This is a genomic window from Croceicoccus estronivorus, from assembly GCF_001625325.1.
Taxonomy (GTDB): domain Bacteria; phylum Pseudomonadota; class Alphaproteobacteria; order Sphingomonadales; family Sphingomonadaceae; genus Caenibius; species Caenibius estronivorus.
The window spans coordinates 168,857-192,008 of the sequence record NZ_JRQQ01000005.1 but is presented as its reverse complement, the minus strand read 5'-3'; the positions used below and the strand labels follow the sequence as shown (position 1 = coordinate 192,008).

Sequence of the window (23,152 nt, the reverse complement as noted above, 5' to 3'; positions counted from 1 at the left end):
GTTCAGTGCCTTTGTGCGCTATTCCCTTGCAAAATCGTTTCGCCAGTCGGCTTTTCCCGTTCCGCGCAGGGTGGCCCGCAACCGCGTGATTTCCGCTTCCATCAGGCGTGCACGCTCTTCCCAGCTATCGTGTGTCGGGAGCCTGGCAAGACCGGGGTCGCGGCGCCGGGCCCAGCCTCTCATCAACCGGGGGGCGGTTTCCGGGTCATACCCGGCGTTGGCCAATAGCCAGACCGACAAGCGATCTGCTTCCTGTTCGGTCTGCCGGACATTGGCGAGGCTATGCCCCACGCGGTCGAGCCAGCTCTGATGCTGGAGCAGGTTGTGCGCCATTTCATGCGCGAGGACCGCTGCGAATTCGTTTTCGTCAATCTGTTCAGCAGGGCTGCCTGTCGCACCGAATGCCTGGCCGACAACGACGCGTGTGCCATCTGCCTGCGCGTGCTGGCCGGTGGTGTCGAGTGTGAAGGAGACCGGGCATGCGGGTTTCCCGGAGAGCGAGACCTCCCTGAGCTCGCCGTTCCTTTCCCTGACGGTCAATGTCACTCCGCCGGTCCGGGTCAAGGCGTCGTCAATCCTCTCCTGCAGGGTGGCCTGCCGGGAAAAGGGGGCATCGCCGCGTATGACCGGCAAGGTCGTGCTTCGCCCCGCAATTGCCAGAATCTCCTGATTGGGAAGCAGTTCGGTTGCTGCAGACGGCGATCCGGTCGCCACGGCTTCAACTGCTATGTCGTTGCCAAGGCCCGCTGCGGCCCGCACGGCGCCCGGCTGATTGAACTGGTGTGTGTCCATCAACAGCAGGCCGATTGCAGGCCGTGCGTTGGCGCAATAAGGGGCATTGGCAGTCGTCAGGCGCCAGCCGATAGTCTGCAGCCGCGCGTCATCATGCTGTAACTGGGCCAGCGCCCGTTCGATCGACCCCGAGGCTGTGGCTTGAGCAAGAGCAGGCGGGGAGAGCAGGCTCATTGCCCCGATCAACAGCAGCGATAGGGCCCTGCCCGCCATAGCGGCCTATTCTTGGGCCTTGGCGCCTTGCGCCAATGCGTCGGCGAGGACATTGCGGGGAACCGCCCCGGAGAAGGCTTGCTCGCCGGCGACCCAGCTCGGCGTGCCGTTGAAGCCCAGGCGATCGGCAATCGCCAGATTGCGGGCGATCTCCGTCTTGACGGCTTGGGAGTCCGCAACCTTGCGGGCGCGTTCCATATCGAGCCCGGCTTTCTTGGCCGCAGCTTCTATGCTCGCCGGCGACGGCGGGCCAAGTTCGTACATCGCCTTGTGAAATGCCGCATATTGGCCCTGCTCTGCCGCTGCGAGGCCCATTTGCGCGGCAGCAGCGCTTTGTTCGGACAGGATCGGCAGTTCCCGGATAACGACTTTCAGCTGAGGATCGGAGGCAATCAGCGCATCCACTTCCTCCACGCTCTGGCGGCAATATGTGCAGGCGAAATCGCTGAATTCGACAAGCACTTTCGATCCATTGGGATTGCCCAGTACGGCACCGGGAAAGGGTGTCATGACCTGGGCGCGGATCGGTTTGAGCCGATTGGCCGCATCGCGAGCCTGGAGCCGGTCCATGGCTTCGGGAATCACCTCGGGGTGGTTCAGCAGGTAATCGTGCACAACCGCTTCCGTTACCGGCTTGGTCAGTCCGGTCCACGAGGCAGCGAAGCCCCCGCCGAAGCCCAGCAAGACAGCGCAGAGTGCGAAGAGGACGATCCGGGAAAAGCCCATGGGTGGTTTGTCAGCCATCGCGCTTGGACTTACCCTTCTTTTTCTTGTCTTCAAGGGCCGCGCGCGCCTGCATGGTGATATCCTGGGCGCGAAGCCAGTCTGATGAACCTTCGGGCAACCCGATGGCGGCCGCTTCCGCGTTGTGCAACGCTTCGGCGTATTGCCCTTCCATCACCTGCTGCTCCGCGCTGGCCAGCCGTGCCCGGGGCATGTCGCCCTGCGCGGCATAGACCACTCCCAACTGATACCAGGCGAAGGGACTTTCCCGTTCGCGCGTGACGGCGGCCTTGAGCACACGCTCCGCTTCCGGATAGTTGGCGGCATCTTCGGTTGCGATCAGTGCGTGACCGAAGATCGTTGCGATCAGCGGGTTGTTGCCCGTCAACTGTGTTGCCCGGCGCAATGCGGGAAGAGCTTCGTCCGGGCGGCCGGATTCGAGCAGGATCTGGCCCTTGAGCTCCAGAAAATAAGGATTGTCCGGTTCGGTCGTGATCAGCGCGGCTGTTTCCGCCAGGGCTTTCCCGACGAAGGCTTCCTTGTGATAGGCGTAAGCCCGGGCATAGTGGGCAGGAATGCTGTTGTCGGTCAGAGGATAGGAAATCAGCGTCTGCTCCGGCTCCGCGAGGTAGCCATACAGCTTTGCCCGAACTCTCAGGAACCGTTCCTGCAATTTCGGATCGTCGGGTTTGTTCCAGGCGGCATCCTTCTGGTAGGTTTCGCGCAAATTGGCGATCCGGTCTCCGGTCAGCGGGTGTGTGCGCCCGAAAGTGGCCTCGTCACTCTGGCTATAGCCATGACGGAATTCGAGATTCTGCAACTTCTTGAAAAACTCGATCGAGCCGCGCCCCGAAATGCCGGCTTTCGAAAGATATTCGGCGCCAGCTGCGTCAGCGGACGATTCCTGTACCCGGGTAAAGGCAAGGAACTTGCCCATGGCTGCTTGCTGACCGGCTGCCAGGACGCCCATCGCCGCGTCCGGGCTCCCGGCCGCGGCAGCCGCGACGCCAAGCAGGAGAGAGAGGATGGTGACGTTGGTGGCTGCCTTGGCCCCTTCATCGAAGCGGATGATATGACCGCCAGTGATGTGGCCCAGTTCGTGGGCGATCACGCCCTGCACTTCATTGACGTCAGTCGCGGCGTTTATCAGGCCGCTGTGAATGTAGATCGCCTGGCCGCCGGCGACGAACGCATTGATCGATGGATCGTTCAGCAGCACGAAGTCCACATTGCCGGGTTGGAGCCCGGCCGCTTTGACAAGCGGTGCGCCGATATCCTTGAACAGGGCTTCGGTTTCGGCGTCGCGCAAGATGGCCTGCGCCGCAGCCTGCTGCACCGACAGGGCCAGCACGGCGAAAATCGCGAAACAACGAGCGAGCAGGCGAACAGGCAAACGCATTGCCCACACTGCTAGCGCCTTTCGGGCTGAACTGGAAATGAAGATGCGCCTGCCGGACACGGGATATGGAATAGGTCTAGCCCTCCCGGACGGGCTCGGAAGTCAATCGACCAGCTTGCGCGCGGCGCGTTCGAGCAGGGATCCGTCTTCCGGCACTTCGCCGACGACGGCCACTTCACCCGTGTCCAGGCGGCGGATCATGACCAGAGCGAACTCGTTGCCGCTGGCATCGATCGCATCGAACGTCTGCGGCTCGATCGCCCGCAGTTTTCTGGCCAGCTTTTCGTGCGCGGCATTCTTCGGGTCTGTATGTTTGCCGCTTTCTTCGCGGCGCAGGCGCCTCTCGGCAGCCACGACCCCTTTGAGCCCGCCTTTTGCGGAAATGATAAACTCACCCAGTTTGCCGCGTTCCACGCCCAGACGGTGCCCGTGGCTGAGGGCTGCCGCATACTCGGTGAGCCGTGTCTTGTCATAGTCTGCGCCGAAGACCAGCTTGACCACCGGGGTCATAGGCGCGCGGTCCTGCATGGTCAGGCCGGATTCGGCGACCAGTTCGGCAAACTCGTCTGGCGCTTCGCTTGCCGCCAGCGAGAAATCGTAGGCACGGCCTATGGCCGCGTAGAGTGCCTGGCGTGTGCGGTCCTCATTGCTGCGGGCGGATTCGGCCAATGCGCGGGCGGAGGCGAGCCAATCCCCCAGACCCATGTCATCTTCGTCGGGTTCCGCCAATTCGATGGCGGCGTAGTGGTCCTCGGGGCCGTCCGCGAAAGTATCCTCTTCTGAAAGTATGGGGAGAGGCGCGGCTGGCATCCGGTGCAGTGAGGCAAAAGCATCAGTTTCGTTGCCTTCACCAGGGAGGATGGCGTTTTGATCGGGATGATAGGCGCTACCGAAATAGCCATCCTCATCCTCCTCCGCAGCATCGTCTTCGGGCACGGCCTGATCGGCAAAAGCGGCAAACCGCTCGCCACCCGTCTCCTCATTCCTCAGCCCTTTGGGGGCGAGCATATCGGTAAGGGAGGCAAATCCGTCATCGGCATCCACGGTATCGGCCGCACCGAAAGCGGGCTCGGGCAATGCCGTCCCCTCCTGTTCCGCCTCGTCGATGGGATTGGCGAGGTCGAGAATGCCATTCGCTTCTGTTTCGCTGTCGATCGCTTCGGCGGCGGGGCCATCTGCCCAGTCGGTCAGCGGGGCTTTCGCAACCTGAGGCAGGATCTCTTCCGGTTCGTCGTCAAGCGCCTGATCGATTTCCAGCAGCAACTCGTCCGTTGTGAACGAATCGGCCAATTCCTTCCAGTTGATGACGCCAAGAATGAAATCGATCGTATCGTTGTCGGTTGAAAAGGGCAGCAGGATGCCGCGGTAGAGAATCGTCACGCCACGTTGGTTGACGAATTCGGCTTCGAACCCAATGGGGGCCTGATTGGCCAGAATCTGCATGTAATGATCGGTTATGCGGGACAACAACGACCGCGCCGGAACATCGGAGAGCTGCGTAATCTCGCCCTCGGCACCACATTCCCGGGCCAGCTGTTCGCCAAGGAAGGGGATGCCAGGGTTTTCCATACCGGACGTGAAGTCCAGCAATACGCTGTAGGGACCGAAATCGCCGAGCGTTTCAGGGTCGAGATCCTCGATGCCCGGAAAATTGCGGTCGTCGAGCAATCCGGCCCAATGGTTGTAGGCCCGCACCTGCATCCGGCGCTCGTCTTGCCCGATCGAGGCGGGTGGCGCTTCGTGGCCGGCGTCGTCTTCTGCCGATTCGTACTCCTGCGCTTCGGTATCGAAGTCGATGCCTTCGGCGAAGTTTCCTCTCAAACTATCCATCGCGGTAAAGCCCCCGTGAGCGACATTGGAGGCCACTTTGGCGCGACATGGTAAATTAATCGTGAAGTTGCGCCAAAACGTTCAGCCGGTAGCTGACGAACCTAATCCCCGCCGGAAGGCAGCATAAAACCCGGATCGGCGGCCATCATCGTGCGGCGCAAAGCTGCGCGGGCCAGGCGTTCGACTTCCACCTTCCGCCGTGCGGCAGCAAGGCCGAGCGAGGGCGCCGGACGCAGTATTTCGGCGTCATAGCCATCGGCGACTATCACGCCGCAATTTTCCGGGCGAAATTCCGGCTGGTCCAGGCAGGCGCGATCCAGATGAGGCGGCAAACCCCAGTAGAAACGATCACAATATTCGAGATAATCGGGCCACTTGGCGTCACCCAGCAAATCGGCCCGGGTGACCTTGATTTCGACGATAACCACTCTGCCCTTTTCATCGATTCCCATCAGGTCCGCCCGTCTGCCGTTGCGCAGGGGCATTTCCGGCAGGCACCAGATATTGTTTCGGGCGAAGAGGCGGCAGATTCCCCGGGCGACCGACAGGGCTTCACGCTCCTCCTCCGGCGGCACTGTCGGGGGCTTTATGGATGATTCGGACATTGTTCCGATAAGAGAACATATCAGGAACTTGGTCAAGCACCCTTCGGCCGATGCTGCTCGTGCCGGGTAACCGGACAATGAATGAGTTCAGGCGCTTTGACGCTTGCCTGCAACGTCGTTGTTGGGAATCAGGGCCAGAAGTGCCGCGCGAGCTTCCTGAAATTCCTGCCACAGCGACTGCGCCGCCGGCCCTGTTTTAGCGCCGCGAGCCTTGGCGGTGAGCAAGGCGGCAAGGCCGGGCTCCATAATCGCGGCGAGATCGGCGATGTTGCTTTCCGCCATCTCGGCCCGCCACCCGCCAATCGCCCGGATCATGGCCGGAAAATAACGCTCTTCGGGCTGCACCGGTTCGGGTTCGATGCCAGCCAGAGCCGCAAGGGCGATAGATGCGTCCAGCAGCGCAGCCCATGTGGCATCCATGGCCGGGACCGCCGCGTTTTTCAACTCGTCGAAAGACAGAGATGGAAGCGGGGCCCGCCCTCGGATGGCAGGATCGGGAGGGAAGCCTGGCACAATCGCATTCATGTAATCAGGTTAGCGAGTCGTCGTTGCCAATTCGCTAAAATCACCCCGATAGCGCTACGGGTGTAAAAGCACTGGCAAGGTCGCGCACACGCTGCTAACTGCCCGGACCACGCACCCGTAGCTCAGCTGGATAGAGCGCTGCCCTCCGAAGGCAGAGGTCACAGGTTCGAATCCTGTCGGGTGCGCCATTTCCCGTGAAATTTCAGGAATTCGCGCCATTGCCGGGTGGGTATCGCATGAGTGCGTGCTGCGGGACTATTGTTGAAGCCGGTGCCTCCCTTCCACCCGAGTACGTCAAAGGGCGTTTCAAGAAGGGAAAGCTTCGACTGCTCGACCAATTGCAGTTCTTCTGAACCCAGTGTCTGATGCGGATCCGACCAGCGGCGCTCTGGCTAGGCGCTTTGTCGGCTTAGGTGCTCGTTCTCACCTCCGCCCAAGACGGGCGAGATCCATCGGTGGAGATCGGAGCGGAGGCATAGCCCTCACGCGGGCATGAAGTACTTCTGGCGATCTGCCTTAGCCCATCCGGCCTATCGCGCCAGTACCTTGGCCCGGGAGACACTGATGCCCCCCGGATCAAAGCCTGAATTGGCGTGCGACACTTTCTTGCGGGTAGAAACCGCAGGTTCGGTTTCCGCAGAGTGTGTCGAATCTCCTTTAAATTCCCTGTTCGTCGAGCTTTACGACTCTGGCTTTCGGTACCGGGTGATCCTTGGCGCCTGTCCAGCGCAGCAGCATCGTGCCCTGGGTATGGCCGAGAGTGTTGAGCCAGTTGGCGTGGCCCGGGTCGCGATCGGAAACCACCAGCGTCAGTGTGCCATCCGGGTTCAGCTTCCCCGTATGAGCGTTCACGTGAATTTTGGCATGGCGGTAATCGAGCGATTCGAACCAGACGTTGTCCACCTGGAAATTCCAGAATGTACACTCGGGGACAGGGGTTTCGATAACCAGTGCCTCGCCCGGCTCCAGCTTCCAGTAACCGTGAAGATAGAAGATCGTCGGATCGCCGCCTGCGCGGAAGAACATGGACTGATCGACCGTTTCCAGTTTGTTGTACTGTTCACGCACCAGCATGTCAGTCCAGTTGAGGAAGGTCTTGGCCGTCCCATCGACGAATGCGATGGCCCGACTGAAGCCTTCCTCCAGCTTTTCGGCATTGAGCGGTTCGGGAGTCTCCCGCGGAGGGTCGATTGCCTCGATCGTAACTTCAGCGGGCACTTCGTTGGCTCGGTCGAGGAAAGTCTGCCGCACCAGCATCATCGAGGAATCTTCCGCGATCGGAAGCCAGTTGCCCGGCGCCTTTTCCTTGCTGACGATGATTTCGAAGCTGCCGTCGGGACCGAACTCCATATCGGCTGAATCGAGTTCGCCGGTGGATGCCATCGACCCGTCAATGGCGTAGCGGTTGGCCTTGGTGCCAAAGCTGAGGATCGGCACGGAGCCCCGCTTCCCCTTGAGGCGGTAGCTGCGCTCGCCACTGATCGACGCGTTCATGTAGATATTATCGGGATTGTCCGCGCCGATCTTCGCTGTCGGGTGGGATGCGGCGTAGAAGCTCGGAAAGTCGGTGTCACCGCATTCCACGAACATGTCGAGCGCAATGCGTGTCAGACGGCTGAGATACCGGTACCCCTCGACCTGGTCGAGGGGGGTATTCGCAACGTCTGCTTCGAGAACTGTCTTGCCGGCTGCTTCAAGCTGACGGCAGAATTCGCTCCAGCTTTCGCCTTTGGCGATGCGTTCTTCGGCTGCTGTCTTGGTCATTGGTATATCTCCTGAAGGCTGCCTTACGGCGCCATGTACTGGCCGCCGTTGACGTCCAGCGAGCCGCCGGTCACGACTTTGGAATAGTCGGAAACGAAGAACAGGACGGCGCGTGCGCAATCTTCTTCCGGCGGGATGATGCCCAGCGGAATGCGCTGCGTGATTTCGCCCACGACTTCGTCGCGATCACGGCCGGCGGCGACTTCACGGTCGACATGTCCCCAGACCGGTGCGCCACCGATCCAGCCCATGCGGGTCGTGTTGACGCGGATATTGAAGCGGCCGAAGTCCTTGGCCATGTGACGGGTCAGCGCATTCATGCCGCCCTTGCCGGCCGAATAGGCGCCTTCGCCGGGGAAGGGATTGACGGTCGACATGGTCGAAACATTGATGATCGCGCCTTCGCCGTTGCTCTTCATGGAAGGCAGGCAGGCCTGCGCCATGCGCAACGCGCCGGCGCAGTTCACGTCGAACACCGCAGCGAATTCGTCCGGATTGGCTTCGTCCGTGGGCTTCCATTCGCCATGCATGTAGGCGCTGTTGACCAGCCCGGTAATCTTGCCGAACGCCTTTTCAGTGGCCTCTGCCAATGCGCGGCACTGATCGACGCTGGTAACGTCGGTGGGAACCGCCACTGCTTCCCCGCCATTGGCGACGATATCCGCCGCGACCGAATCAATAAATTCCTTGTTGCGGGCGCCTAGGCCTACCTTGGCGCCTTCCTGCGCGGCGAGCCGGGCAAGAGACTGACCCATCCCGGGGCCGACTCCGCTGATGACGATGACTTTGTCTTTAAGCAGCATGGTGGATTCCTCTCAATCTCAGTTTCTCGTGTAAATCGGTTGTCCGGCGGCAAACGGTCGAGGATCGGGCCTATCGACCGCGTGCTGCGTCATGATGTCGGGGGTGGAATATCTTGCAGCTCCTGCTTCCGGGATGGCGGCGCATGGAAAAATCGCCTGCGCCGTCACTGAAAGCTGCCATGATTACGCCTCTCCCATTTCGTCGCGCTCCTGCGATCTTCCCGTATCCTTGAAGGCCAGCGCGTCTCTGTCAAGAAAATGCGTGTTGATATCGGAGTTTTGATCTGCAACTCTTCGGCCAACTGAAAAATGATGCGTATTTGCGTAAGTTAGACCGCAATCGTCCATCGCATAGTGCCATCAGGGAGAGAGCATGATCGAGACAGGCTTGGTGCAGGCTGTAGACGCCGCAATCGACGATACGGTCCTTGCCGGAGGATCAGCGGCGTGAGCGGGGTCCTGACCGGGAAGACCGCGCTGGTTACGGGTTCGAGCGCGGGACTGGGTGAGGGGATTGCCCTGCGTCTGGCGGAAGACGGGGCGCAAGTGTGCCTGCACGGGCGAAATATGGAGCGGCTTGCCGCAGCGCGCGACCGGGTGGCTGCTGCGACGGGTGGCACGGTGCATGCCGTTGCAGGCGATCTCTCGACGAACGAGGGTGCGCAGGCTGTTGGGAAGGATGTGCTCGCCGCAATGGGCGGCATAGATATCCTGGTGAACAATGCAGGCGGTGAATCGGCCGGCAATGGAACATCGGAGTGGCTGGATGTCTCGCCGGAAGAATGGGTGGCGACCTACAATTCCAATGTGGCTTCGATGGTCCGGATGATACGCTTGGCCGTTCCGGGCATGCGCGAGCGCGGTTGGGGGCGACTGATTCAGTTGTCCAGCCAGTCCGTCGATACGCCAATGCCCACGATCCCCGATTATCAGTCGGCCAAGGCGGCGATTCGGGCGCTTACGCGGAGCCTGGCCAAGGCGCTGGCCGGTACCGGCATCACTGCTAACAGTGTCAGCCCGGGCCTGACGCATTCGACCAACACCGACGAATGGATTCGCTGGATGCTTTCGCAGCAAGGTTGGGACGGGAATGCCGCCGAATTCGATGCGAAGTCAGACGAACTCATGGGCCATAATTTTGTGGGCCGTGTGGGCCAACCGGCGGATATTGCGCACGCGGTTGCGTTCCTGGCGGACCCGCGGGCGGGCATGGTCAACGCGATCGATATTCTCGTCGACGGGGGACACTAGCGGATCGGTGGACGCTAGCGCACACTCAGTTTGGCCATGCGTTCGTTGTACTTGATCGATTTGATCACAACCGAAGTTTCGACTTTCAGCACCCCTTCGAGCGAGGTGATCTGCTGATCGATCACCTGCATCATCGCATCGAGGTCGGTGAACAGACCGATTGCGAGAAGATTGAAGCGGCCGAGAGTGACGATCACGCTGCGCATTTCAGGAATGGCGGCAAGTGCACGCGCGATCGTGCGGACAGTGGAAGTCGTGGTGTGGATGCCGATGAAGCACATGCGCGGGCGGCCATGCTGACGGTTGTCAGTGATGGCTGTGAAGCGCAGTACGTCCCGCTGCTGCATCCGGCGGATACGTGCGCGAATGGTGCCTTCGACAAGGCCTAGTCGCTGGGCGATCGAGCGGTTGCTGAGTCGGGCGTCCTGGCCCAGTTCATCCAGAATCCGGCGATCCAGTTCGTCGAGCTCGAAATCGGTCACCGGGATATGCCGACATCGAACTGGTATTTCGTGATGTCGGTCACCACGCCTACATCGATGTCGCGGATGCCATCGATGTTCGATATGCCTTCGATCACGCCGCCGGACAATTCGTGCACGTCGTGTGCGGCCAGCAGTATTTCCAGCGGGCGAGGACCCGTGACGAGATGGACGGCGAATACTTCGGGCAAACGGGCCAGATCTTCCGCCACATCCTCGGGCTCCCGCCCTTCCACAGAGACGGCAATCGCCAGCAGGACATCGTAGCCGTAGGAGGCGAAATCGGCAGCGGCGACAATCCGCAGGCCGCCGCTTTCCGTCATCCGTGCAATGCGGGTGGCGACTGTGGTGCGCGTCACGTTCAATGCCTTGGCAATGTCCCGGTTGGTGGCCCGGCCATTCTCCTTGAGCATGTCGACAATCCGCATGTCGAGGTCGTCGAAACTGTAATCTGTCGCGTCGGCTGCCATGCGGCCCCTCCTTTTGGCCGTCGGTGGATACGCCTGCCTTTACCTGCCATGCAAGCGATGATCCGGTGGTAAGACGTCTTCTCCAAATTCGTATTGAAATAATATACGAAATACGCATATGTGTTAAAAAAATTGATCTGGTGATACATTACGGGAGAGTTTGATGGCTGATATTGCTGGCCGTGTCGCGCTTGTAACTGGCGGTGGCGAAGGCATCGGGCGCGGCGCTGCGCGGCTCTTTGCTGCGGAAGGCGCGCGTGTTGTGATCGCGGAATTCAACCCTGAAACGGGTGCCGCGGCGGCCGAGGCAATCCGTTCCGAAGGCGGGTCCGCGATGTTCGTGAAGACCGATGTCAATAACCGTGAAGAATTGCTGGCGGCGATCGCGGCGGCGCAGACAGAGTTCGGTGGCGTCGATATTCTGGTCAACAATGCCTATGGCGGTGGCCATCTCAGGCGGCTTGAATCGAAACGGGAAGAGGAATTCGATCATTCACTGACTATGTCAGTGAAGGCTGGGTTCTGGGCGATGCAGGCTTGCTTTCCCCATATGAAAGAGCAGGGCTGGGGACGCATTATCAGCGTGTGTTCTCTCAATGGCGTGAATGCGCACATGTTCTCGGCTGATTTCAACGCGGGCAAAGAAGGTCTGCGGGCGTTGACGCGGACTGCGGCGCGCGAATGGGCCCGTTATGGGATTACGGCGAATATCGTGTGTCCCGGTGCGGCGAGCGCGGCCTACCTCCGCTTCAAGGAGGCGCATCCGGAAATGGCCGCAGGCATGGACGCAATGAATCCGATGGGCCGGACTGGTGATGTCGATGAGGATATTGCACCGGTTCTGCTTTTCCTCGCGGGCGAAGGCAGCCGGTACATGACGGGCAACACGCTCTACGTGGATGGCGGTGGACACATAAACGGGGTGGCCTGGGCACCAGAGCCGGAAGAAGACTGATATAAAGAGCAGTCACGCGGGAAGTATTATTAGTTACCAATCATATAATTAAAAATAAATGATCCTTCAAACTCATAATAAACTTTCCATAATTAATTTATTATAATAACAATATAAACTCCTTGGATTCTTATTGGTGAATTCTGGGGCAATAACTTGATGGGAAATTGAGAGGGTTTCATGAATTCGGTTCGACTTATATTGTCCACCGCCAGTTTTCTGGCGCTATGCGCTGCTTCGGCGCCTGCACTCGCCCAAGAGACTGATGCTCCCCCCGCAGCAGATGGGGCGGATTCAGATACGTCCGGTCTGGGTGATATCGTCGTTACGGCCCGTCGACGGAGCGAAGGCCTCCAGGACGTGCCGGTCGCGATTACGGCCTTGTCCGGGGAAGATCTCGAAACGAAGAACGTCGTTTCGGTGGAGCAATTGCGCAATTTCGCGCCAGGTCTGAACGTGTCGCAAGTCAATCGCAGCGATGCGAACTTCTATATTCGCGGACAGGGCCCGGGTATCGTCGGGGGCGGTCAGCGAAACTTCACCAGTGTGGCGACCTACTTTGCGGAAGTGCCGACACCGGTCGCAGGTGCAGGCGCGCTTTATGACCTGGCCAGTGTGCAGGTCCTGAAGGGGCCGCAAGGCACTCTGTTCGGCCGGAATACGACCGGCGGGGCCGTGCTGTTCGAACCGCAGAAGCCGAAGTTCGAACTTGGCGGGTATTTCAAGGTTTCGGCCGGCAATTATCACTATCGGGAAGCCGAGGGCGTCATCAATCTTCCGGTTGTCGAAGATGTCCTCGCAGTACGTGTCGCAGGCAATCTTGGCCGCCGCCACGGTTATACCCGTTCGGTAATCACCGATCAGAAGCTCGATAGCCGGAACAATGATTCCTACCGGGTGTCGGTGCTGTTCAAGCCGACCCCTGACATTGAGAACCTGACCATTGTCGACAGCAATTACCGGGACAACACCGGCAATGGCGCGGTCATGCGGCAGGTCTATCCGCAGGCGCTGGTCGGGTCTCTGCCGAACCCGCTTTCGCCCGAACTTTCCGAGACGCTCGGTCTGCCGGGTAGCTTCCCGCTCATGGTGGCCAGCCCGTCATCCAGCTTCATCGGTTGCCTTTCATATGAATTGCCCGGCTGCGCGACGGGGCCATACGGTTCGGCGGTCGCCGTGTTCCAGGCGGCAGCGGCTAATGGGGGCTTCGGTCTGACAGGGATCACGCCTGATCAATTCTATGCCGCGCTTGCCCAGCAACAGGCGCTTGGAGTGCGCAAGGTGCTGGAGCCCAATCTGCTCTATCTGCGTTCGCGGAGCTTCGGAGTCACCAACAAGACGTCGTTCCAGGTAAGCGACAACATCCTGCTGAAGAACATCTTCTCCTTCAGGAAACAGCGGATCGCCGAAAGCAACAACCTGTCGGGCGTGTTCAGCTATCTGCGGAGCGATTACGAAACCAAGGAGCCGCCGTATATTCGCGGTTTCGAACAATATACCGAAGAATTCCAGATTCAGGGCTCCGTGCCCAATGCCGGGCTGGAATACATTCTCGGGTTCTATCACGAAGAAGCGCGGCCGGGCTTCAAGCAGTCCTATCGTTCCTACGGTTTCGGTGAAATCAGCAACACCAAGCAGGACTATACCGACAAGAGCGATGCGATCTTCGCCCACGCCGAGCTGGACGTGACGGATGCCTTGCAGATTTCGGGCGGGCTGCGTCACACGTGGGACAAGCGTAAGGCGAGTTCCAGTGTGGTGACCGACGACGGAACCTGCGCCCAGACCGACCCAATATCCGGGGACCTGCTGTGCCCCGCGACCGGCAGCGCGAAATTCAAGGCGCTGACGGGCGATGTCACCTTGCAGTACAAGTTCAACAACTCGGTGCTGGTCTATGCATCCTATCGCCGCGGCTACAAGAGCGGCGGTTTCAATCTCCCTGCTGCGACGGCAGATACCTTGCGTTTCAAACCGGAAACTGTCGATGACATCGAGGTTGGGCTGAAGGCCGATTGGGATATCGGCTTCCCGATCCGTACCAACCTTTCGCTGTTCCGCGACAAGTATTCCGGCATTCAGGTCGCACTGCCTGTCTTCGTCAACAACGCGACTTACAGCCTGGTGCAGAACGCCGCGAGCGCGGTTAACAAGGGCTTCGAATTCGAAACCACCATGGCGCCGGCCGAAGGTCTGCATCTGGGTGCGTTCGTGTCGTTCCTCGACGCCAAGTGCAAGGTGAACGCCGGTACGGCGTGCCGTATCGGACGCCAGATCGCTTATCAGCCACGCTGGAAGTGGAGCGTCAATGCGAGCTATGCCTTGCCGCTCGACAGTGCCGATGTCCTGGTCACGGCCGATTATTCCTGGACGGGCAAGGTGAACACGCCCGATCCGGATGCGGTACTCTATGGCCTGTCGGACTCGCTGCCTTCCTATGGCGTGGCGAACGCACGGCTTGAATGGCGCGACGCCTTGATCGAAGGGCTGGATCTGGCCGTCTTTGCCAACAATGTCTTCAACAAGACTTATGCTGTTGGCGGGTATTCGATCGCTTCGTTCCTGGGTGTCGAACCGGTGCTCTATGGCGAGCCGCGCATGTATGGCGCATCGTTGAAGTTCCGCTTCGGTTCCTGAGGCAGCGCATTCCCCTGGCCGGGACGCGATATTCACGCGTCTCGGCCACCCCACCGGAAACCGTCCATTGCCTGGCAAAGGACGGTTTCTGCATATCCGGCATAGACATGTGTCGGTGGACTCTTCGCAGGGTTACCGGCCTATACCCCCAGCCATGACTCCATCCGGTGAGGCGAGAGGCAATGGCTAACGAATCCCAAGGCGATATTCGCAAGATGTCCCCCCAAGAACACTGGGCGCATTTCGAAAAATCATGGAAGGCGCTCAAGACCTATACCTATCTCGGCAAGGGATCCCCCGGCATGGATCGTGGCGTCGATGAAGAGGCTATGCCGTTGCGCCATGACATGCGCAATGCGACCGGTGGAATTATGGCGGCGCCATTGTGCATTCTCGCTCCGGAGCCCTATTGGCTGGATGACGAATGCGTTCCTGCGCCTGTGTCGATGAGTTACGCTATCCTCGATCCTGCCCATGATGTGAAACGACTGCTCGTCCAGCGAGAGGTGATCCATGTCGGCAGACAGATGGGTTTCAGTCGGTCCCGAATTGTCGACTATCACGATCACGCTCGGGTAATCGCTACAGCTATTGGCAATGGTGTCAGCCTGAGCGATGTTCCTCCGGGTTTCGAGCCGGTCGACAATCCAGTGGAAGAGATCGTCGATTCTCCGGCCATGCCGTCGCTGCGTAAGGTATTCGGCATTCAGCGCATTGGGAACGATGCGCTGGCCATAGAGAAAGTGACGCCTGAACTCGCCTCGCCTCATTCAGCCTTGCATCTGGGGCCGATCAACATCGCGCTGGAAGCAGCGGCGATGGACGAGTTGGAGCGAATGACTCAGTCCCAGGCTTACCAGATCGAAAGTTACACCGTGCTGATGGTGAAGCCGGGTTATGCTGGCCCGTTTGCCGCAACCGCGACCGTATCCAGCACCGATGGAGACCGCGTTGCAGTGGAGGCGACGCTGGTGGATCGCGGCGCTGGCGACCGCATGATCGCGACTGCCAATGCGATGTTCCATCGCGTAACGTAACCGCCTTCATGCCTGCGGGTATCGGCCTCAGGTTTGCCAGGGGCCGGTAATCGCAAGAGTCATTGCCGGGCTGTAGGCGTTGACGAACAGCGTTTGCCCGTCTGGCGAGAAACACGCGCCCGCCAGTTCCGTCTGCCGCCGCAAGCGCGCCAGTGGATAGGCCACGCCCTGCGGAGTTATCCCGCGCAGATAATTATCGACGACCTCGGTGTACTGATCCTCGCAAACGATCAGGTGACCATTGGGGGCGACAGTCAGATTATCGCCGAAATTGTATTCTTCCGGCCCGCGCGATTCGAAGAAGAGTTGCAGCCTATCCCCGCCGTCGGTCAACGAAAGGCGGAAGACCTGTCCATATTGCCGGGCCCCGCCCGATGTGCAGCAGAAGAAAAGCTCCCCCTCGCCCATATGGATGCCTTCGCCACGGGCGAACAGCAATGCGCCCGCGGCCGCACCGCGATGGCGCAGGTCGTCTGCCGGACTTTCCACATCGTCGAGATCAATCCAGCGTACGGCGTGCCAGCTGCCCGGTACCATGTCTGGCCCCGACCAGTTGCGGCTGTCGGCCATGGTACCATGCGGCAGAGCGAGAGCCTGAAGCTTGCCGCCGTCCGCCAGCTTTCCCGGAGTATCGGGCAGGAAGCGGTACAACAGGCCGTCGTCGCGATCCTCTGTCATATACACAAAGCGGGTCTCCGGATCGACTGCCGCTGCCTCGTGATAAAAGCGCCCCATGGCCTTGAGCGGTACGGCTTCGACCTGCGTCGTGGCAGTGGCAGGTACTTCGAAAACCCACCCATGATCCTGACCGACCTTGCCGCCGGCACGCGTCACATCTTCTTCGCAGGTAAGCCAGCTTCCCCATGGGGTGGTGCCGCCCGCGCAGTTGCGAATGGTCCCGGCCAGCGACCGGAATTGCCGTTCCACCGACAGTGTCGCGGCGTTGAGCACCAGCGTGGTGGTTCCGCCGGGCAGGACATGACCCGCCCGGTCCCGGTCATAGCCCGTCAGCAGCGTACCACCGGCGTCATGCATGATCTTGAGTTCGTGATTGCGGACAAGCGCGAGCTTACCCCCGGGCAGGGCGAAACAACCCATCCCGTCCGCGCGATCGGGAACCGTCCCGCCATCGTCCATGGCATCGCCCATGCGCGAGATGATCCGGTAGGAAAATCCCTCCGGCAGGTCGAGCAACGCGGCTGGATCTTGCCGTAACGGTCCGTAGAAGGGCGCCGTTTGCGCCAGCGCGCGACCGCCCTTGCCCGAGACCAGCAACGCGGCAAAGGCCGTAGCAGCAGCCCCTCGCAGGATTCCGCGACGATTGGCCCTCAACGGAGAAGGTCGTTCCAGCATGCCCATTTGTGCGTTATCCTGCTGCATCATGATTGCAACCGGCCTTGCCGCGCAAGGGTTACGTTCGTGTGACGGCCCCGGCCCCCCTACATGATGGGGCCGGATCCCTTCACATGCCGGAAATCAAGCCTGTTCGCAGCGCTCGATCACCATCGCGACACCTTGCCCGCCGCCGATGCACATCGTGATCAGCCCATAGCGGCCACCGATGCGTTCAAGTTCGTACATCGCCTTGACGGTGATGACCGCACCGGTCGCGCCAACCGCATGACCCAGCGAAATGCCGCTGCCGTTGGGATTGACCTTGTCGGCAGGGAAATCGAGTTCCTTCGCCACCGCACATGCCTGAACGGCGAAAGCTTCGTTGGATTCGATGACGTCGATATCGTCGACAGTCAGGCCCGCACGTTCCAGCGCAATCGGCACGGCGTGGATCGGGCCAAGGCCCATGACTTCCGGTGCGACGCCTGCATGGCCCCAGGAGACGATCCGCGCCATCGGCTTCAGGCCCTTGGCTTTCACGGCTGCTTCCGATGCCACCATAACGGCGGCGGCGGCGTCGTTCACGCCGGAGGCATTGCCCGGCGTCACTGTGCCGTCCCGCTTGAAGGCGGCCTTCAGCTTGCCCATCTGCTCCAGCGAAGCGTCCGCGCGGACGTGTTCGTCCGTATCGACAATGGTCGTGCCCTTGCGGCTTTGTACTTCGATCGGCAGGATCTGGCTCTTGAACCGTCCTTCCTCGATGGCGCGGGCGGCACGCTTGTGGCTTTCCACTGCCAGTTCGTCCTGCGTTTCGCGAGTGATCTGATAGCGTTCCGCGACATTTTCGGCTGTAACGCCCATGTGACCATGGCCAAACGGGTCCTGCAGGACTTCCAGCATGGCATCGAGCATGACCATGTTGCCCATTTTGTTGCCCCACCGGGCGCTCTTGAGCACGTGAGGGGCGTTGCTCATGCTTTCCGCCCCGCCGGCTGCGGCGATGTCGGCTTCCCCGTCAGCCACCACGCGTGCGGCAAGGATGATCGCTTCCAGGCCGGAGCCGCACAGGCGATTGATCGTCAGCGCGGGAGTCGCGACAGGAATACCCGCGTTCACGGCAGAAACGCGCGCAAGATAGGCATCGCGCGGTTCGCTCTGGATCACCTGGCCGATGACGACATGCCCGACATCATCAGGTTCGACGCCGGCGCGTGCAATCGCTTCGCCGATTACCTTGGTGGCAAGTTCGTCGGGCTTGAAGCTTTTGAGGCCGCCGCCGAAATCGCCGATCGGCGTGCGAACGCCGGAAACCAGATAGATAGGGGTGCTGAGAGACACTGGTGTAACCTCCGTTAGAGGGCAAGATTGCCGCCAATTGCGCGGCCCTGACCGGCACATGGCTTGGCCGGTCTCCTAGGGGCGCGCGGCGGCAATTTCCAGCCTTTAACGGTTCGGTTACGCCGCAGCGGCGCTGCGTACCTTCTCCAGAACCATGTCAGCGTGGTCTTTGCGGCAAATCAGCAGGTCCGGCATATAGGTGTCGGCCTGGTTGTAAACCAGTGGCGAACCGTCAATGCGTGAACAGTGCAACCCATGGGCCAGGGCCACGGCGACCGGCGCGCAGCTGTCCCATTCGTACTGTCCACCGGAATGCAGATAGATGTCCGCTTCGCCCCGGATCACGGCCATGGCCTTGGCCCCGGCGGAGCCCATGGGGACGAGTTCGGCCCCGATCGCTTCGGCCACAGCCACGGCTTCGGCGGCCGGACGCGTACGGCTGACGACCATCCGCAGGGGGTGGCCTTCCGGCGGCAATGCGGTGGGGCGGTCGGAGCGCAGCACTAGGTTGAGGCCGGGCAAAGCCACTGCTCCGATGGTGGGCACGCCATCGACGGCCAGAGCGATATGGACTGCCCAGTCGGTGCGTTCCTCACCATATTCGCGCGTACCGTCGACTGGGTCGATGATCCACACACGCGATTTGGAGAGGCGCTCATCGGTATCCTTGCTCTCTTCCGACAGCAGCCCGTCTTCGGGCCGTTGCTGGCGCAGAGCGTTGATAAGGAACTGGTTGGCGGTCACGTCGCCCGCCTTGCCCAGTGCCTTTCCGCCGATCAGCCCGCTTTCGCGAACCTCGATCAGGATCCGTCCGGCCGCGTGCGCGAGGCGCGCGGCCAGTTCGGCATCGCCGTCCACGATTGTGCCGGTACCGCTCATGACAGCACCCGATCGACGATGAGTTCGGCTGCTTCCTCAGCGCTCATCGCGGTCGTGTCGATCACGATTTCCGGATTTTCCGGCGGCTCGTAAGGGCTGTCGATCCCGGTGAAGTTCTTCAGATCACCGGCCCGCGCCTTCTTGTAGAGGCCCTTTACGTCACGGCTTTCCGCCACGTCGAGCGGGGTGTTGATGTAGATCTCCACGAATTCGCCCGCTTCCATCATGCTGCGCGCCAACTGGCGCTCCGCCCGGAAGGGCGAGATGAAGGAAGTCAGTACGATCAGACCCGCATCGGTCATCAGCCGGGCGACTTCGCCGATCCGGCGAATGTTCTCGATCCGGTCGGCATCGGTGAAGCCGAGATCCTTGTTGAGGCCATGGCGGACGTTGTCGCCATCCAGAATGAACGTATGCTTGCCCAGGGCATGCAGCTTCTGCTCGACGAGGTTGGCGATGGTCGACTTGCCCGAACCCGAAAGCCCGGTGAACCACAGCACCCGTGGGCGCTGGTTCTTGATTGTCGCATGTGCCTCGCGGCTGACGTCGATCGACTGCCAGTGCACGTTCTGCGCACGACGCAGCGAGAAGTGGATCGTGCCCGCCGCAACGGTCGCGTTGGTCATCCGGTCAATCAGGATGAACCCGCCCAGATCCTTGTTCTCGGTATAGGGGGCAAACACCACGCGCTTGTCGGTGGACAATTCGCACACGCCGATGTCGTTGAGCCCGAGGGTCTTTGCCGCCAGGTGTTCCATCGAATTCACATCGATACGGAACTTCGGCTGCTGGACAGCCGCGGAAACCGTCTGGGTGCCAATCTTGAGGATGTAGTTGCGGCCGGGAAGCATTTCCTCGTCCGCCATCCACACGATGGTCGTTTCGAACTGGTCGGCGGCTTCCGCAGGATCGTCTGCGGCGCAGATGACGTCACCACGCGAGCAGTCGATCTCGTCAGCGAAAGTCAACGTGATGGATTGACCGGTGGATGCCTCGTCAAGGTCGCCGTCAAACGTCACGATGCGCGAAACGGTACTGGTCTTGCCCGAAGGAATGACCCGGATCGCGTCGCCAGGCTTCACTGTGCCTGCCGCGATCTGGCCCGCGAAACCGCGGAAATCCAGATTCGGACGATTGACCCACTGGACCGGCAGGCGGAACGGTTGGCCGGCACCTTCGTCAAGGCCGAGATCGACCGTTTCGAGATGCTCGATCAGCACCGGGCCCTTGTACCAGGGAGTGTTTTCGCTGCGGGTGGTGATGTTGTCACCGGCCAGACCCGAAATCGGAATGGCAGTGAATTCCTCGATACCGATCTGCTTCGCGAACGCGCGATAATCGGCGACGATATGTTCGAAAGTCGACTGATCGTAATCGACCAGGTCCATCTTGTTCACTGCCAGCACGATGTGCCGGATACCGATCAGATGCGCGAGGAACGAATGGCGGCGGGTCTGGGTCAACACGCCCTTGCGCGCGTCGATCAGGATCACGGCCATGTCGGCGGTCGATGCACCCGTCACCATGTTGCGCGTGTACTGTTCGTGGCCCGGGCAGTCGGCAACAATGAACTTGCGCTTTTCGGTCGCGAAGAAGCGATAGGCAACGTCGATCGTGATGCCCTGTTCGCGTTCGGCGGCGAGGCCGTCGACCAGCAGTGCGAAATCGATCTGCTGCCCTTGGGTGCCGACCTTCTTGCTGTCGTTTTCCAGTGCGGCCAACTGATCTTCGAAGATCATCTTCGAATCATAGAGCAACCGCCCGATCAGGGTGGACTTGCCGTCGTCGACGCTGCCGCAGGTGATGAAGCGGAGCATGGTCTTGTGCTGGTGGACTTCGAGGTACTTGTCGATATCCTCGGCGATCAGCGCGTCGGTCTTGTAAACCGGCTCTTCGGTGGTCGTCCCGGTCATCAGAAATACCCCTCCTGCTTCTTTTTCTCCATGCCAGCGCCGCCTTCGTCCTTGTCAATGGCGCGGCCCTGCCGTTCCGACGTGGTCGTCAGCAGCATTTCCTGGATAATTTCAGGCAGCGTGGCTGCCTCGCTCTCTACCGCGCCGGTCAGCGGGTAGCAGCCCAGCGTACGGAAACGGATAGAACGTTCGACCGGCGTTTCGCCTTCTGCGAGCGGGAAACGGTCGTCATCGACCATCAGTAGCAGTCCGTCGCGTTCCACCGTCGGGCGCTTGGCCGAGAAATAGAGCGGAACGATCTCGATCCCTTCGAGATGGATGTACTGCCAGATGTCCAGCTCGGTCCAGTTGGACAGCGGGAATACGCGAATGCTCTCACCCTTGGATTTGCGGGCGTTATAGAGCTTCCACAATTCCGGACGCTGATTCTTCGGGTCCCAGCCATGGTTGGCGTTGCGGAAGGAAAAGATCCGTTCCTTCGCACGGCTCTTTTCCTCGTCGCGGCGGGCACCGCCGAAAGCCGCGTCAAAGCCATATTTGTCGAGCGCCTGCTTCAGACCTTCGGTCTTCCACATGTCCGTGTGCAGGGGGCCGTGATCGAAGGGATTGATGCCCTTTTCGCGTGCTTCGGGGTTCTGATAGACAATCAGTTCCATCCCCGCGTCTTTCGCCGCCTTGTCGCGCAGCTTGTACATGTCCTGGAATTTCCAGGTCGTATCCACATGCATCAGCGGGAACGGCGGCGGAGCCGGATAGAAGGCCTTTTTCGCAAGGTGCAGCATCACTGCCGAATCCTTGCCGACCGAATAGAGCATCACCGGGCGTTCAGCCTCGGCGACCACTTCACGCATGATATGTATGCTTTCGGCCTCAAGCCGTTGCAGATGGGTCATCGTCATCGTCTTGATGGTCCCTTCGTTCCTGTCCCAAACAAATGGCGCCGCCTGTGCACTGCGCCTCATGATGGCCGTTTCATAGAAAGTGATTCTCGACATGTAGCCTCCCATATGGGAGGATGCGAAAATGTTGACCGCGCGTGACGAAGACGATCTGCTGATGGCGCTCTACCAGGGCTCGTTCGAGCAGCCTTTGTGGAGCAGCTTTCTGGAGCATCTGCGGGCCCGGATAGGCGCGCGCTATGCGGGGATCATTTTTCGCCCGCCCGATCGCCCGGCCAACAGCCCGGTCGAACTCTTTTCGGGAGAGCGTGCCCCGGCCCATCTCAATCGGCTCTATCAGGAAGAATTGTACAAGACCGACCCCTTCCTGGGTTTCGACTTGCGAGAGGGGCGCGTCTATTCCCTGTCGGAACTGCTGCTGGACAGCAATCCGGAGCATGTGGCGTTTCGCCGCGAGGTGCTCGACCCGAGCGGCATCCACTTCATGCGCATCGTGCGGATATCGGAGCCTTCCGGCGTCAGCACGTGGCTGAGCGTTTCGCGCGACAAGCCTGATTTCACGGCTGCGGATACCGCTCTGCTGAGCAGGCTGGCGCGCCACTTCCGCAATTGTCTGCGCAGCCATATTGCGCTGGAACGGGAAAAGTCGCGGGCCAGCATCGCCGATGAGGTGATGCAGAGGCTTTCGTTCGGGTGGATCAGTCTCGATAGCAATGGCTGTGTCGTCGAAACCACGCCGCAGGCGAAGCGGATGCTGCAGTATGGGCAAGGCCTGCGGATCGCCCGGAATGGTCGGTTGGTGGCGACCGATCCGCAAACCGAACGGAAGCTTTCGGCGGCAATCAAGGCCATCGCTTCGTCTCCGGGTGAACGACCGCGGGCTTTCCGCGTCAGTACCGACCCTTGGGTGGAGATGCTGATCGCGCCGATGACGCAGCGAAACGACGGGACGGGCAGAACGCCGATCATGATCGCGTATCTGCAGGGCGATACCCAGTCGGAATCCGATCGCTATGAACAGATCGCGGAGTTGTTCGGTCTGTTGCCCAGCGAAGCACGGCTGGCGCTGGCGCTCAGCCGTGGCATGTCGATTGCCGAAGCGGCGGACAGCCTTGGCATAACAGTGGAGACCGCGCGCAATTATTCGAAGAAAATCTATGCCAAGATGGGCGCGCGGGGCCAGAATGATCTGATCCGTTATATTCTGACCAGCGTGCTGGCGCTGGCATAAGCTGTTGCGGAGTCGCTGGATGTGGCCTTTTCATCCCGCCGCTTTGCGCGGATAATGAAGCGGACCATTAC

20 protein-coding genes and 1 tRNA gene are annotated in these 23,152 nt (G+C 60.5%); 6 read left to right on the top strand and 15 right to left on the bottom strand.

The features are described from left to right. Nucleotides 1–18 precede the first annotated feature (18 nt). The 6 genes from MB02_RS09015 to MB02_RS08990 form a co-directional block, all read right to left on the bottom strand. Nucleotides 19–1,005: a M48 family metalloprotease gene (locus MB02_RS09015; RefSeq protein ID WP_067535830.1), complete on the bottom strand. Its 987-nt coding sequence runs from the start codon at nucleotides 1,003–1,005 to the stop codon at nucleotides 19–21. Between the two features lie 6 nt (nucleotides 1,006–1,011). After that, complete coding sequence (locus tag MB02_RS09010; protein ID WP_156495468.1) at nucleotides 1,012–1,749, bottom strand: DsbA family protein; 738 nt, start codon at nucleotides 1,747–1,749, stop codon at nucleotides 1,012–1,014. Beyond that, complete coding sequence (locus MB02_RS09005) at nucleotides 1,742–3,127, bottom strand: M48 family metalloprotease (protein ID WP_082826079.1); 1,386 nt, start codon at nucleotides 3,125–3,127, stop codon at nucleotides 1,742–1,744. The genes MB02_RS09010 and MB02_RS09005 overlap by 8 nt, the downstream gene beginning before the upstream one ends. A gap of 102 nt (nucleotides 3,128–3,229) precedes the next feature. Beyond that, entirely contained in the window at nucleotides 3,230–4,957 is a 1,728-nt protein-coding gene (locus tag MB02_RS17890) for a PAS domain-containing protein (protein ID WP_067535826.1), read from the bottom strand. Between the two features lie 101 nt (nucleotides 4,958–5,058). Beyond that, nucleotides 5,059–5,562 carry an MmcB family DNA repair protein gene (locus MB02_RS08995; protein ID WP_067535825.1) on the bottom strand — a complete coding sequence of 168 codons (504 nt, stop codon included), beginning with the start codon at nucleotides 5,560–5,562 and terminating at the stop codon, nucleotides 5,059–5,061. A gap of 87 nt (nucleotides 5,563–5,649) precedes the next feature. Continuing rightward, complete coding sequence (locus MB02_RS08990; RefSeq protein WP_067536397.1) at nucleotides 5,650–5,982, bottom strand: hypothetical protein; 333 nt, start codon at nucleotides 5,980–5,982, stop codon at nucleotides 5,650–5,652. A gap of 216 nt (nucleotides 5,983–6,198) precedes the next feature. Between MB02_RS08990 and MB02_RS08985 the strand changes: the two genes are divergently transcribed. After that, nucleotides 6,199–6,275, top strand: a tRNA-Arg gene (locus tag MB02_RS08985). A 469-nt stretch (nucleotides 6,276–6,744) separates the two neighbouring features. Here MB02_RS08985 and MB02_RS08980 read toward each other — a convergent pair. Beyond that, nucleotides 6,745–7,851, bottom strand: coding sequence for a DUF1214 domain-containing protein (locus MB02_RS08980; protein WP_067535822.1), 1,107 nt, complete (start codon nucleotides 7,849–7,851; stop codon nucleotides 6,745–6,747). A gap of 23 nt (nucleotides 7,852–7,874) precedes the next feature. Continuing rightward, a complete protein-coding gene (locus MB02_RS08975; RefSeq protein ID WP_067535819.1) occupies nucleotides 7,875–8,654 on the bottom strand; it encodes an SDR family oxidoreductase in 780 nt (259 codons plus the stop codon). 447 nt (nucleotides 8,655–9,101) lie between these two features. On the opposite strand from MB02_RS08975, the gene MB02_RS08970 reads away from it, so the two are divergent. Continuing rightward, nucleotides 9,102–9,905, top strand: a complete 804-nt coding sequence (locus tag MB02_RS08970; RefSeq protein WP_067535817.1) for an SDR family NAD(P)-dependent oxidoreductase — start codon at nucleotides 9,102–9,104, stop codon at nucleotides 9,903–9,905. A 14-nt stretch (nucleotides 9,906–9,919) separates the two neighbouring features. Here the strand turns inward: MB02_RS08970 and MB02_RS08965 are convergent, their stop codons facing one another. Further along, on the bottom strand, nucleotides 9,920–10,387 hold the full coding sequence (locus MB02_RS08965; RefSeq protein ID WP_067535814.1) for an Lrp/AsnC family transcriptional regulator: 468 nt from the start codon (nucleotides 10,385–10,387) through the stop codon (nucleotides 9,920–9,922). After that, a complete protein-coding gene (locus MB02_RS08960; protein ID WP_067535811.1) occupies nucleotides 10,384–10,857 on the bottom strand; it encodes an Lrp/AsnC family transcriptional regulator in 474 nt (157 codons plus the stop codon). Before MB02_RS08960 ends, MB02_RS08965 begins: the two co-directional genes overlap by 4 nt. A 163-nt stretch (nucleotides 10,858–11,020) precedes the next feature. Between MB02_RS08960 and MB02_RS08955 the strand changes: the two genes are divergently transcribed. The 3 genes from MB02_RS08955 to MB02_RS08945 all read left to right on the top strand — a co-directional run bounded on the left by MB02_RS08955 (nucleotide 11,021) and on the right by MB02_RS08945 (nucleotide 15,486). After that, nucleotides 11,021–11,812, top strand: coding sequence for an SDR family NAD(P)-dependent oxidoreductase (locus MB02_RS08955; protein ID WP_067535809.1), 792 nt, complete (start codon nucleotides 11,021–11,023; stop codon nucleotides 11,810–11,812). A gap of 180 nt (nucleotides 11,813–11,992) precedes the next feature. Beyond that, nucleotides 11,993–14,449 (top strand): TonB-dependent receptor, encoded by a 2,457-nt coding sequence (locus tag MB02_RS08950; RefSeq protein WP_067535806.1) that lies wholly within the window; start codon nucleotides 11,993–11,995, stop codon nucleotides 14,447–14,449. A gap of 182 nt (nucleotides 14,450–14,631) precedes the next feature. Continuing rightward, the gene (locus tag MB02_RS08945) at nucleotides 14,632–15,486 is read left to right on the top strand and encodes a hypothetical protein (RefSeq protein ID WP_067535804.1); all 855 of its coding nucleotides are present in this window, start codon (nucleotides 14,632–14,634) and stop codon (nucleotides 15,484–15,486) included. A gap of 27 nt (nucleotides 15,487–15,513) precedes the next feature. Here the strand turns inward: MB02_RS08945 and MB02_RS08940 are convergent, their stop codons facing one another. From MB02_RS08940 to cysD, 5 genes are all read right to left on the bottom strand, one after another. Further along, nucleotides 15,514–16,869 carry an alkaline phosphatase PhoX gene (locus MB02_RS08940; protein WP_235829467.1) on the bottom strand — a complete coding sequence of 452 codons (1,356 nt, stop codon included), beginning with the start codon at nucleotides 16,867–16,869 and terminating at the stop codon, nucleotides 15,514–15,516. Between the two features lie 93 nt (nucleotides 16,870–16,962). Then, a complete protein-coding gene (bktB, locus tag MB02_RS08935; protein ID WP_067535801.1) occupies nucleotides 16,963–18,159 on the bottom strand; it encodes a beta-ketothiolase BktB in 1,197 nt (398 codons plus the stop codon). A gap of 117 nt (nucleotides 18,160–18,276) precedes the next feature. Continuing rightward, the gene (locus tag MB02_RS08930) at nucleotides 18,277–19,038 is read right to left on the bottom strand and encodes a 3'(2'),5'-bisphosphate nucleotidase CysQ (protein WP_067535798.1); all 762 of its coding nucleotides are present in this window, start codon (nucleotides 19,036–19,038) and stop codon (nucleotides 18,277–18,279) included. Continuing rightward, nucleotides 19,035–20,951: a sulfate adenylyltransferase subunit CysN gene (gene cysN / locus MB02_RS08925; RefSeq protein WP_067535796.1), complete on the bottom strand. Its 1,917-nt coding sequence runs from the start codon at nucleotides 20,949–20,951 to the stop codon at nucleotides 19,035–19,037. Before cysN ends, MB02_RS08930 begins: the two co-directional genes overlap by 4 nt. Next, nucleotides 20,951–21,850, bottom strand: a complete 900-nt coding sequence (gene cysD, locus MB02_RS08920) for a sulfate adenylyltransferase subunit CysD (RefSeq protein WP_067536391.1) — start codon at nucleotides 21,848–21,850, stop codon at nucleotides 20,951–20,953. Before cysD ends, cysN begins: the two co-directional genes overlap by 1 nt. A 124-nt stretch (nucleotides 21,851–21,974) precedes the next feature. Between cysD and MB02_RS08915 the strand changes: the two genes are divergently transcribed. Then, nucleotides 21,975–23,081 (top strand): helix-turn-helix transcriptional regulator, encoded by a 1,107-nt coding sequence (locus tag MB02_RS08915; protein ID WP_067535793.1) that lies wholly within the window; start codon nucleotides 21,975–21,977, stop codon nucleotides 23,079–23,081. The last annotated feature ends 71 nt before the right edge of the window (nucleotides 23,082–23,152 follow it).